Source organism: Caballeronia glebae, assembly GCF_001545035.1.
In the GTDB taxonomy this organism is placed as follows: domain Bacteria; phylum Pseudomonadota; class Gammaproteobacteria; order Burkholderiales; family Burkholderiaceae; genus Caballeronia; species Caballeronia glebae.
Map to the genome: position 1 here is coordinate 1 of NZ_FCOJ02000054.1, position 12,020 is coordinate 12,020.

Annotated in this window: 9 protein-coding genes; 5 read left to right on the forward strand and 4 right to left on the reverse strand. The window is 61.6% G+C overall.

Annotated features, from left to right (window positions below; genetic code table 11):
* Positions 1-32: 32 nt before the first annotated feature.
* The 3 genes from AWB82_RS28160 to AWB82_RS28170 all read left to right on the forward strand — a co-directional run bounded on the left by AWB82_RS28160 (position 33) and on the right by AWB82_RS28170 (position 4,484).
* A complete protein-coding gene (locus AWB82_RS28160; RefSeq protein ID WP_235023473.1) occupies positions 33-1,055 on the forward strand; it encodes a hypothetical protein in 1,023 nt (340 codons plus the stop codon).
* Positions 1,056-1,834: 779 nt separating this feature from the next.
* Positions 1,835-2,500, forward strand: coding sequence for a hypothetical protein (locus AWB82_RS28165; protein ID WP_086972613.1), 666 nt, complete (start codon positions 1,835-1,837; stop codon positions 2,498-2,500).
* 289 nt (positions 2,501-2,789) lie between these two features.
* Positions 2,790-4,484 (forward strand): AMP-binding protein, encoded by a 1,695-nt coding sequence (locus AWB82_RS28170; RefSeq protein WP_086972614.1) that lies wholly within the window; start codon positions 2,790-2,792, stop codon positions 4,482-4,484.
* Positions 4,485-4,621: 137 nt separating this feature from the next.
* Here the strand turns inward: AWB82_RS28170 and AWB82_RS28175 are convergent, their stop codons facing one another.
* From AWB82_RS28175 to AWB82_RS28190, 4 genes are all read right to left on the reverse strand, one after another.
* Entirely contained in the window at positions 4,622-6,163 is a 1,542-nt protein-coding gene (locus tag AWB82_RS28175; protein ID WP_086972615.1) for an acetolactate synthase large subunit, read from the reverse strand.
* A 53-nt stretch (positions 6,164-6,216) separates the two neighbouring features.
* Positions 6,217-7,278, reverse strand: a complete 1,062-nt coding sequence (locus tag AWB82_RS28180; protein ID WP_086972616.1) for an NAD(P)-dependent alcohol dehydrogenase — start codon at positions 7,276-7,278, stop codon at positions 6,217-6,219.
* Between the two features lie 72 nt (positions 7,279-7,350).
* Positions 7,351-8,814 carry an acyl-CoA reductase gene (locus AWB82_RS28185; RefSeq protein ID WP_086972617.1) on the reverse strand — a complete coding sequence of 488 codons (1,464 nt, stop codon included), beginning with the start codon at positions 8,812-8,814 and terminating at the stop codon, positions 7,351-7,353.
* Positions 8,815-8,818: 4 nt separating this feature from the next.
* Positions 8,819-10,213 carry a phenylacetate--CoA ligase family protein gene (locus AWB82_RS28190; RefSeq protein WP_235023474.1) on the reverse strand — a complete coding sequence of 465 codons (1,395 nt, stop codon included), beginning with the start codon at positions 10,211-10,213 and terminating at the stop codon, positions 8,819-8,821.
* 487 nt (positions 10,214-10,700) lie between these two features.
* On the opposite strand from AWB82_RS28190, the gene AWB82_RS28195 reads away from it, so the two are divergent.
* On the forward strand, positions 10,701-11,495 hold the full coding sequence (locus tag AWB82_RS28195) for an esterase/lipase family protein (protein WP_086972618.1): 795 nt from the start codon (positions 10,701-10,703) through the stop codon (positions 11,493-11,495).
* Positions 11,496-11,549: 54 nt separating this feature from the next.
* The gene (locus tag AWB82_RS28200; protein ID WP_086972619.1) at positions 11,550-11,987 is read left to right on the forward strand and encodes a hypothetical protein; all 438 of its coding nucleotides are present in this window, start codon (positions 11,550-11,552) and stop codon (positions 11,985-11,987) included.
* Positions 11,988-12,020 lie beyond the last annotated feature (33 nt).

The window sequence follows — 12,020 nt, forward strand, 5'->3', positions numbered from 1 at the left end:
ACGTTGGCTGACGAAGCGAAGGCGGGCAAGAAGTGAGCGAAGCGGTGAATGGGGAAGTCGATCCTTACTTGGCCAAACTGCAGGCGCGGGTTGCGAAATTTGGCTGGCGGTGCCTGTCGCAAGAGTGGGCGGGTGTTAAGACAAGCTACGCGTTCGAGTGCGCCAGGGGTCATCGTTTTGAACGTATGTGCTCGTCTCTCTATCACCCAAACGTGAAATGCGACGTATGCCGAGCCGATGACAACGAGGCGCGTTTCCTTTCGGTCGTCGCCGAGTTCGGCGGGACCTTGCTTGGCACATTTACCAAAGCGGACGAACGCTATCGCGTGCGTTGCGCGAAAGGGCATGAATGGGAGTCGACCGGACGAAACATCCTGAGTGGTCATTGGTGCTCGGATTGCCATCATGAGAAGTTGGCGCGGCTGAGGATGCACGCCGATGGCATGGAGCGGATTCATGCCGCGGCAGCAGAGCGGGGCGGACGGTGCCTGGCCGACACCTATAACGGCGTGGCCGCCTACTACCCGATGGAGTGCGCACAGGGGCATCGCTGGGAGGCCAAAGGCCTTCAAATCATGATCGGACAATGGTGTCGTCGATGCACCTGGGTGCTAGCCGGGCAAACGATCCTCCAGAGGGCTCATCCCGACGGCATGCTGAAGTTACAGGAAGCCGCCAGACGCAAGCATGGCGAATGTCTCACGACGGTCTACGCGGGGGCGTGCGCTCGCTATGCGTTTCGCTGTGCTCAGGGGCATGAATGGATGGCGATGGCCAAGCGCATCTGGGAAGGTAGCTGGTGTCGCCAGTGCGCCATGATCGCGCAGCGCGAGCCGATCGAGAATTTGCGGGCCCTCGCCGCTTCGCGCGGCGGCAAGTGCCTGTCGACCGAGACGGTGGCCACGGGCTGCAAGCTCACGTGGGAGTGTCATCGGGGACATGTGTGGCAGGCTACGCCCGCAGCCGTCAAGCAGAAGTCGTGGTGCCCGAACTGTGCACGCCTGAATCGTTCGAAGAAATCTTTTGCACGCAAGCGTTACGACGCGGAGGGCTGAATCACGGCATGGCGTGCCCGATGTCATCGCACGGCAAGATCATCAGCGTCGAAAGATTACGCAAAAGAGAAACGAAGCAGAACCAACAATGCGGCATAACAGATTAAACGCGCTTACGCGGCAATGGCCTTATCCCGCGCGTGACCCGGGGCGCGAGGACCTTAGCGCAGCGCGAATACAGTCCAATTGCAGAACAACGACCTGGGGCTGCTCAAGACCGACCCGGTCGCGACCAGGGACGTCGTGTTACGCCCCGCGGCGAGCGCGGGCATCCGTGAGCCGATACAGAAGGATGAGAAGTGCGTAGGCGTGATGGCGTTCGTCCACACGCCCAAAAGTGCTGGGCGTGTGGAAGTCGCGGATTCCGAGGGAGCCATGGAACGACACGGACCCCATCCGGATCAACGTGCAAGGCAACCTGCTCGCGACAAGCCAATCCTTACTTCGCCAAACCGCACGTACGCGCTGCCGAGTGGGGTGGGCGCTGCTTCTCGCAGGCACGGCGGGCGATGGCGCCCGGACTGCGCGCAGCTTGAGCGTACAGAGCGTCGGAACAGGCGCAAGAGTGCCGACTTCGAGGGACAAGGGCGAAGCGAAGTCGCGAGTTCGGAACTGCGGAACGGGTTGAACTTTGGTGTTTGATGGCGACCGATTCCAGCTTATCGACGAGCGGTCGCAGGGCAATGCATTCGGATCGGTAGCGACGATTTGGCTGCGAATATAGTGCACAGTTTGCGGATTGACCTCGCATCGTCGTGGCGCGGTGGATATTTTGATAAATGGTGAAGGCTGAAATGTTTGAACCGGAAAGTTTGAAGAAAATCGCGGGGCGTATCGATAGTGTCACATCAACGGAGGTCCTTCTGGGATCACATTCCAGTCCTCACACGCGATATGTAATTCACTGCGGCAGATGCCGCTTTGCATTTTATGTTCTTGATCGGGCGTGGAGCGGGTATGGTGCACAGGGGCTCAACCAGACAAATCTTCGCTTGCGAGTGGGCGATGAGATCGAAGTAGTTATCGACGCGGGGCTTGTTGACCGGGAAGGCGATAAGGTAGCCTATGGATTGCGCCATTTGGAAACCGGCACCGTGTATGCGAGTCACGCCATCATGGGGCTCCTGCCGCCCAGGGTCAGAATGACCACGGTGAGCTGTGTCGACTTCAAAGACGATCGCCGCTTATGTCGTATTGCAATGACAATAATTCCAGTCCTTTGGCTTGTCGCCGACTTTTGGCATCGGGCGCCGCTTGGAGAGACATTATTCATTTTCGGCACCTTTGCGACCTTCTTTGTGGCTTTGGAAAGTTTCTTTTTTCTTTACCTATTGCGCTGGCGATCGAAATGGCCGAGCAGGGCACAGTCAGTTGCAAACAAGGTCTATTCCATGCTCGGCGCGGGTCCGCCATTCGATGCGGGATCGAACGTCGCATTCGTTTGACGGCTAACGCATACGCATTGTTCCAGTCGCAGTATGGAACGGACGCGGCAAGAGTGCCGGAACAATGCACTGCATCCCGATTGCTTCAGCTAAGGACGTCAGTCTTCTTGACTGCAACAATCTCTGCTTTCGGCTTCTCCTCAACGTACAGCTTGCGCGGTCGCCTCGCGTCCCCCCTACAAACGAGTGGGCGAAATGTGCATTGCAAGTGCGTATTCTTGGTAGCTCGGCGTCCAATCGCTGCAGTTCGTCGCCACTTAGAGCAGACGAATAAGACGTGGAGACAAACATGAAGGAAAAATATTCGAGCACGCTGGTCCATCGGTTTCTGCACTGGGAGCGCGTGCAGCCGGATGCCATCTATCTGTCCGAGGCGACGCCCGACGGAAGCCTGGTCGACTACACATGGCGCGAAGCGGGGGCCGAGGCGAGGCGCATGGCCGCGTGGCTTCAGTCGCAAGAATTCCCGCCGCGCAGCGCAATCTCGATCGTGGGAAAGAACAGCGCCCACTGGATCATTTCAGACCTGGCGATCTGGCTGGCGGGCCATGTGTCGGTGCCGATGTATCCGGGCATCAGCGCCGAGACGGCGGGGTACATCCTTGAGCACTGTGACGTGCGCGCGGTATTCGTGGGCAAGTTCGACGGCAAGACCGACGGCTGGAACGAAATCCGCAAAGCTATTCCAGCGCATGTGCCGTTGATCGGTCTGCCGATGTCGCCTCTGACCACGGACACGGACGCCCTGCAGTGGCAGTCGCTAGTGGCGCAGCAGGAGCCGTTGCAGGAAATCCGGCTCCCGGAGCCGGGCGATCTGGCTACGATCATCTACACGTCGGGAAGTACCGGCCGGCCAAAGGGCGTGATGCACAGCTTCGCCGCTATCTACGCGTATGCCATCGAAGGCGGGGAATTTTGCGGCTATCACCCCGGAGACCGGGTACTGTCGTATCTGCCGCTCGCTCATACGGCGGAGCGTTCGTTCGTTGAGTCCAATTCACTGTGTCACGGCTTCCGGGTGTTCTTCAACGATAGCCTTGCAACCTTCATGCAGGACATGAAGCGCGCGCGGCCGACGGTGTTCATCTCGATGCCTCGGCTGTGGACGAAGTTTTATCAGGGAGCCTGCGCGCAGTTACCCGCAGGCGAACAGGCCTTGATTCATACAGCGTCGCCCGCAGCCGACGCGCTCAAGAAGCAGATTCTTTCGATGCTCGGACTCGACGCGACGAGGCTGGCGTTCACCGGATCGGCGCCTCTTCCGGCGGAAATCACGGACTGGTATCGGACGCTCGGGCTCGAACTGCTCGACGTCTACGGAATGACGGAAAACTTCTCGTACTCGCATTACAGCCGGCCAGGGCAGGTGCGCCTGGGGTATTCGGGTCAGGCGATGCCCGGCGTCGATTGCCGGATCGAGGAAAACGGCGAAATCCTGCTGAAGTCGCCGACCATGATGCTGGGCTACTACCAGCAGCCGGAGCTGACGAAGCAAAGCCTGACCGAAGACGGTTACTTCAGAACCGGCGATCGTGGCGAACTGGACGAGATGGGCCGGCTGAAAATCACCGGGCGCGTCAAGGAAATCTTCAAGACGAGCAAGGGCAAATACGTAGCGCCCGCGCCGATCGAAAACCGGCTGAGCCATCCGAAAGTGGAAGCTGTGTGCGTAACGGGTCCGGGCTACGCACAGCCGTTTGCGCTGGCGATGCTCTCGGCGGCTGCGCGTGCCGAGTTGCAAGAAGGGCAAGCGGCCAGCGCACTGCGCGTGGAAATGCAGGCGTTGCTCGATGCCGCCAACGCCACGCTGGAAGATCACGAGAAGCTTGCGTTCGTGGTGCTCGTGAAGGATGTCTGGAACGTCGACAATGGTCTCATGACGCCGACGATGAAAATCAGGCGTTCGACGGTGGAAGAACATTATCTTCCGCGGGCGGCGAGTTGGGTCGAGCTTGCGCAGACGGTCATCGTCGAGGCGGAATAAACATCGGGGGCGCGTTGCGCCCCCGATTGCATTTCAACTATCCCGTGAACCGCCCTGGTTTCCCGGGACTTTCGAACCGAACGCGCCGTGCTGCCATAGGCTTGCAGAATCACACAGCGCGCTCAGGCCGGACCAGCTCAGATAGAAAGTTCGATCAGGAAGGGGCCGGGGCGTCGCAAGGACATTGCGAAGAGATCGTTGAAGCGGGCCATGTCGTTCGCGAGCGCGGCCTCGACACCCATTCCGTTAGCCAGCTTGACCCAGTTCAAGTCCGGATTGCCGATGTCCAGCATGTCCATTGCCGTCTTGCCAGCGGTCGCGCCTACACCGGCGAGTTCGTGCTGAAGGATCGCGTATTTGCGATTGGCCAGCACCACCACGGTAACGTCCAGCTTTTCACGCGCCATGCTCCACAAGGCCTGCGGGGTGTACATGCCCGAGCCGTCCGCCTGGAGCGCGATCACCCTTCGGCCCTTCGCGGCGACCGCCGCGCCCAGCGCGAGCGGCAGGCCATCGCCGATCGCGCCGCCCGTCACCTGCAGCCAGTCGTGCGGCGCGGCGCAAACCGTTCCCGGATAGAAGGCGTGCCCGAAGCTGACGCTTTCGTCGACGACGATAGCGTGCTCAGGCAACAGTGCATTCAGGCTATGCGCCACGGCCTGCGAGGTGATGATGCCCGTGCCGGCACGCGCCTCGAACGGACCCGACTCAGGGGCATCGATGCGTGGCGCTTCCAGTGCATCCGCGAGACATGCAAGCGCGTCCGCCAGATCTTCTTCGGGACGTGCCAGCACATGGACCGTCGCGTCGTCCGGATACGGCCGCGGCGCTTTTCCCGGATACGCGAAGAAGTTGGCGGGAGCCTGCGTGCCCACCAGGATGACATGGCGGATGCCGACGAGCCGCGCGCGAGCGGCATCGCCGGAATAGGGCATGCGCTCGACGGCGAAGCGGCCACGGCCACGCGCGACACGCGCGTTGAACGTGGTCGACATGAGTTGCGCGCCCGTGGCGGCGGCGATGCGATGTGCGTCGGCCAACGCCCGTTGTTCCAGCGCTGCGCCCGCGAGCAGCAGCAAGGCCGGCTTGCCGTCGCGCAGCACGCGTGCTATGCGCTGCACGCCATCGGGGGACACGGTCGGGGCGGGAGCGTCTTCGAGGGGCGCGGCGACCGTACCGCCGCTGTCCCAGCAGACATCCGAAGGCAGGATCAGGCTCGCCACTCCGCCGGGCGCGGCGCGGGACGCCTGCACGGCGGCGGCGGCGGCCGAACCGACCGAAGCGGCGCGGTCGACAGTGCGCGTCCACACCGAAACGGGACGCGCCCAGCCTTCCACATCGGAGGTGAGCGGCGCGTCGTACTGCCGGTGACAGCTCGCGTGGTCGCCGATGATGTTGACCACCGGCGTCTGTGCGCGTCGCGCGTTATGCAGATTGGCGAGGCCATTGGCGAGGCCCGGGCCGCAATGGAGCAGGGTGGCCGCCGGCTTTCCCGCGATGCGGGCATAACCGTCGGCCGCGCCGGTCACGACGCCTTCGAATAGTCCGAGCACGCAGCGCATGCCAGGAACACGGTCGAGCGCCGCAACGAAATGCATCTCGCTGGTTCCGGGATTCGCGAAACAGGTATCGACGCCGCAGGCCAATAGTGTCTTGACCAGGCTTTCCGCGCCGTTCATGGGAGTAATGGAGTCTTCAGTCATCGTCATAGGGTTAGGGGACCGGGGCGCGCTCACGGCGTGTTGACGTCCTTCATCGAGGACATGTCGATTACGAAGCGGTACTTCACGTCATTGGCCTTCATCCGCGCGAACGCCTTGTTGATGTCATGCACTCCGACCATTTCGCATTCGGGCAGCACCTCATGATCGGCGCAGAAGTCGAGTAGTTCTTGCGTTGCCGACAGACCGCCCATCAGCGAGCCGGCTATCGAGCGGTTGTTGACCATGAGGAGCGCGCCATGAATCGGTTCGAGCGATTCGAGTGCGCCGACCAGCACGAGCACGCCGTCTCGGCCGAGCAGCATCAGATACGGATTGACGTCGTGTCGGGTGGGAATGGTGTCGAGGATGAAGTCGAAATGACTGAACCGCGCTTTCATCGACGCCGGGTCATTCGAGAGCAGCACATGTCGGGCGCCCAACGCGCGGGCATCGTCTGCCTTGCCCGGCGATGAAGTGATCACCGTCACTTCTGCGCCGAGCGCGCTGGCCAGCTTCACGGCCATGTGACCCAAACCACCCAGGCCGACCACGGCCACCTTCGATCCTTTGCCGATTCCATATCGGCGCAGCGGAGTCCATACCGTGATGCCGGCGCACAGAAGCGGCCCCGCATACCGCATGTCCAGCGCCTCCGGTACACGCAGCACGAACTTCTCGCGCACCACGATGTGTTCCGAATAGCCGCCATGAGTCGGCTCGCCGCTTTGCCTGTCGCGGCCGTTGTAGGTCGGCGTCGGACCCGCGATGCAGTTCTGTTCCTCGCCTTCTTCGCAGGGCGCGCAGTGCTGGCAGCTATCGACGAGACATCCCACCGCGACGCGATCGCCGACCTTGTGGCGCGTGACCGCGTCGCCGATAGCCGTGACGTGGCCGACGATCTCGTGGCCCGGAACGAGCGGATATTTCGAACTGCCCCAGTCGTTGTGCAGATAGTGCGCATCCGTATGGCAGATTCCGCAATAGGCGATCTCGATAGCCACATCGTCGGCTCGCAGGGCGCGCCGTTCGATGCGCATCGGGGCGAGTTCGGCGTGGGCTTCGCATACGCCGAATGCAGTGCATTGAGTCATGTTATTTCCTTGCTCGGAGAATTTGGAGAAACCGTCACCGCGCGAAAGCGTTACGCGCGGGGACGTTCGATGTCACATGTCGATCGGCCGACGCAGCCAGGGCGCCTGCGTCGTTTCCGGAGAAGCAATCTGATTGGAGATCCACTTGCCCATTCTGCGCATCGGTTCGATGGCGTCTTGCGGCGCCTGCCATTTCATCGCGGCCGCGTAACCGAGCGATACGATGCGTTGCGCACCGAATAGCGGAAGGATGTCCTTCAACGCTTCCTTGGCGCTCTCGGGGTAGATGCCGACGGTCTGCGTATAGGCGTCCACGGCGCCCATGACTTCATCGAGCGAGTCGACGGGCACGAGGTTGGCGGTGCGGTCATCCAGACTTGCCGAGAAGGACACCGGTTCGGGAAGCTGCGAGCAGATGACGGCGCCTTCGCCGTCCTTTCCGCCGATGACCTTGTACCACTCGTCTTCGAGACGCAGCGCGTCGACGTGGGCTTTGAGCGCGGGGTCGTAGCGTTTGGGCGCGGTGGACAGGCTGTTGGGCAGGCCGATCATCGCGTCATACACTTGCCGGCCGAAGCGATTCAGCCTGTCGAGGCCGGCCTCGTCGGTGCCGCTCTGCACATAGACCACGCGCGCGCACACACAGCCTTTCTGATTGAGCGCGCCGATATCGCTGGCGAGACGCACGGCGGCCTCGCGCATCGCTTCGTCGCTGTTGAAGGCTTCCTTGCCGATAATGCTGGCGCTGCGTTTGGGATCGAGCGAGATCAGTTCCAGGCCCGGCTGGATGTATTGGGTCACGTGCTTGAGCGCCGCGAAACCACCCCATGCGACGATCTTCTCGATGTTCTGCGGCTGATACAGCCGCCGTTCGAAAGCCTGATCGCCGCCTTTCCAGTAGGCGACGCTCAAGTGCTTCGTGAGCGGATGATCCGGCGCCATGTCGATCATCGTGCGGGCGATCGCCAGCGCGGTGAACGGGTCGTTGGAAGGCGCCTTGATGATCGCGTCGCTGCGCAAAACCATGTTGCGCAGGATCGTGACGAGCGATAGCGGCACGGCATTGCCAGCGACGATATGCAGCGTGCGCGAGCCAAAGCAGCGCGTCTCCAGCTCGGTGCCGTCGATCAGTCGCTCTTTGACCCAGCCTTCGAGATATCGAATGCCCACGGTCGTTTCGACCATCTCCGTGATGAAGTCGCGATCGAGCAAGTGACGCAGGCCCATGTACGAGCCTTTGACGATCGAAGGCGTGGCCGGCGAGGTCAGATATGAAAGCTCACACGCTTCCTGCAAATAGGGGTTCGTCGCGAGGTCGAGGCGTTCGGCCAGTGCGCTTGCATAGTCGAGGATGTCGGCGAAATCGAGCGTGTACAAATCGGCGAGCCGCGACGGATCTCTCAGCGGCAGCTTATCGATGTACTGGTGCGCATCGGGCGTCGCGAAGGCGAGATCGCCGCCGCGTCCGCCCACTTCGATCAGGTTATCGGTGATGACTTCACCGCGAATGACGATTGGCGCAATCGGTTTGGTCACGGTGTCAGCTCCCGAAGCTGTTAAGGAAGGCCATCGCCTCGCGATGCGAGCTTTCGGTGGCGGCGCATGTGATCTTGTCGTCGCCGCCGTTCTTTTCGCTATAACGCTGAATGGGGCCGGCCACATAGCGGCTCGGCCGGCCGCACGCGCACGGCTCGTCCCACTCGATGGTCACTTCGTCGCCGGTGATGAAGCCGCCCCAGCGCGTGTCGGCGCCCAGGTCGAAAAACGCGGCGCGGCCGGTGACGCGGCCTGTTCGCGGCAGCGGCCGGCTGGTTTCCGGGTCGAGCTGGAACGGTATGACGGTCGGTGCGAAGTGATAGTGACCGTGCTCGCAACGCGCGTGCGAGCCGCCCACCACTTCGGACATCGCATAAGTCTCGTTGAGCGTCTTCGCGCCGGTAAAGCGAAGCACATCCTCGCGCCAGCCCTCGGGCTGAACCACGCCTTTCGCGCCGCCGTTCGTGGTGATGTAGGAGTCGGGGTCGAACACGCCTTCGAGACCGCGTTCGAGGCCGGCTTTCGCCATGTCGTGCAGCAGATTCCACGTTGCGCCGATGAAGATGCGCTTGCCCCTCAATTCGGCGGCCATCTGCTCGAAGAATCGTGCGAGGTGTTGCGGCATGTCGGCTTGCAGCGTGTCGAAGTCTCGCTTCTTCTCCATTAATTGCGCACTGACATCGAGCCGATCCACCGTTCCCTTTGCCTGCGCCGCCCGGATTTTCGCGCCGAGGTGCAGCACGTCGGAGGAGAGCGTCGCGGGGTAGGCGCAGTGGAAATGCGACGCGTCCGGCAACAGCGCATCGATTAGAAATTCATTGGCGCGCACGTGCGAGAGATAGCCCGCGCGGTAGTACGGGTAGACCGTATGCAACTGCGGCGAAGGCGTGTCGGGATGGTCCATGTCCCAGACGATCATCCGGCGAACCTCGGCGGTTTTTCGCCACTCGCGCGTGCTGTTGGGCAGAAACGAAAGCGTGCCCGACGTGCCCGATGTGTGGCTGATACGCAGTTGCGGAACGGCTTGGTCCATGGTCGCGAGCCAGTCGTCGAGGCCCTTGCAGCCGGTGACATCGACCGCCGCGATGGCCTCGGCCATTTCGGGCGTCACCAGCTTTCCCATCCACTTGTTGATCTTGGTGAAGTCGCTCTTTTCGAGCAGCGACGGCGGATAGGACTTGTACACCGTGTGTTCGAAGAGCAGCGGCACGATGTCGTCGAAGTGGGCGACGTGGTCCACGCTTTCGGCGTCGGCGAGTTTCTTCAGCATCGGAATGCGGTTGCGCAATTGCGCGAAGCGCTGCTTAAGTCCCGCGATCTGCATCGCGTCGACCTCCGCGCGCGGCAGATGATGCCAGCGATGGTGCGAGAAGCCGGCGAGGGCAGCAGGTTCGTTCAATAGCAAACGAACGCGTTCTTCTCTGGATGTTTCCGCCATGGTCATGTCGGGTTCACGAATCATAGGGTGAGTAGGAGTGCGATGGCGCAAGGCCATGCCGTGGCATCGGGCTCATGACCCGGATGATGCTGGATCAGTATGAGCGAGACGGCGCAAGCCGGATTCCGGATTCGGGCCTTCGCAAGCGCGTGAAAATGCGGACAAGTTTCGTGTCGGGATGGAACGGACGCCGCCTGGTCCGGGTTCGCTGCGATGGACCGTCGCCTCTCGGGAAAAAGTCCAGGGAGACGATTCAACGCATTCGGGAAACGCGCGGCGACACCCCTATCTTCGAGGGGTGTGCGACCTTCGATTCCTGCCTATTCTTGAGCCATTTTCAGCACGTTGATGAGCGACCACCAAGTACGGCGAATGCGCGCTCGTCGCGTGAATCGACACCATCGCGCCACATACCGCGTGAACCTCAAATCAAAAAAAAGGAATGCTCATGGATTCACCTTCCGGCCCTTCTTCGCCGCCGTCGAGATACCTGCTGATGCTTGAGTCGCGCGCGATTTGCGAGCTTGGTGCGTTCTACGCTGCCGGGCCGTTCTTGCAGTTCGCCCCGGCTGGCGACGGGCATCCGGTTCTGGTTCTTCCGGGTTTCGGCGCCAGCGATTTTTCGACCCGGCCGCTGCGCATGTTTCTGCGCAATCGCGGTTATCGCGCTCATGGATGGAAGCTCGGATCGAATCTCGGCCCGCGCGAGGGCGTCGAGGAGAACATGCGCGAGCGGCTCGAATGGATCGCCGGGCATTACGAACGCAAAGTCAGCGTGATCGGGTGGAGTCTGGGCGGGGTTTTCGCGCGTGAACTGGCTCGTCATTCGCCGGACCTGGTGCGCTCCGTCATCACGTTGGGCAGTCCTTTTGCGGGCGAACCCAGAGCCAATCACGGCTGGCGTTGCTACGAGCAACTGAGCGGCCGGAAAGCCGACGACTGGCCGGAACGCGAGCGCATGAAGCAGCCGCCGCCGGTGCCGAGCACCGCGATTTTCAGTCGTACGGACGGCGTCGTGGCATGGCAGGGCTGTCTTGAGCAGTTAAGCGCGACGTCCGAAAACATCGAGGTCGAAAGCAGTCACTGCGGTCTCGGCCATCATCCCGCGGTGCTTTATGCAATAGCGGACAGGCTCGCCCAGCCGGAAGGTCAGTGGCGGCCATTCGACCGCGAGACGGGTTGGCGGCGCTTCATTTACCGGGACCCGACGCGTGCCGAAGGGCGCCGGCCCGCCGCCGCTTGAGTTTCACCGTTTCAACCGTTTCAAAACCTGATCGAACCAGTTCAAGGAGATTTCATGACAAGCAAAACGACGCAAGACTCGACTTCGGAAACCACTCAGCCGACGTTCAAAAAGATCATCGATGTCTTCAAAACGCCCCGGCTGGACTGGACGGCGATGGCCGAGTCGCACCGCAAGGACATCGACGCGCTGCTTCAGGCAAACCGCGATGCCTATGAAGGCATCCATGCGATTGCCGAGCGCCGTAACGCGCTTCTGATGGAAGAACTCACGCAATGGAACGATATGTTCAAAAGCGCGATCGACCCGCAGGCGATCAAACAGCGCGCCGAGATCGGTCAAAACTCGCTCGCACGGGTCATGCAGGGTGTGCGTGAGCTGATCGAACTGGAAGGCTCCGTGCGCAACAGGACATGGAAGGTTCTGCAGGATCGCGTTCAGGAACGGGTCGCGAATCTGCAAGCGTCGTTGCAGCCGAAACAACCGTCGTAATCGGCCTTCGGCAAGCGCGCGGCCGGGGTCGGA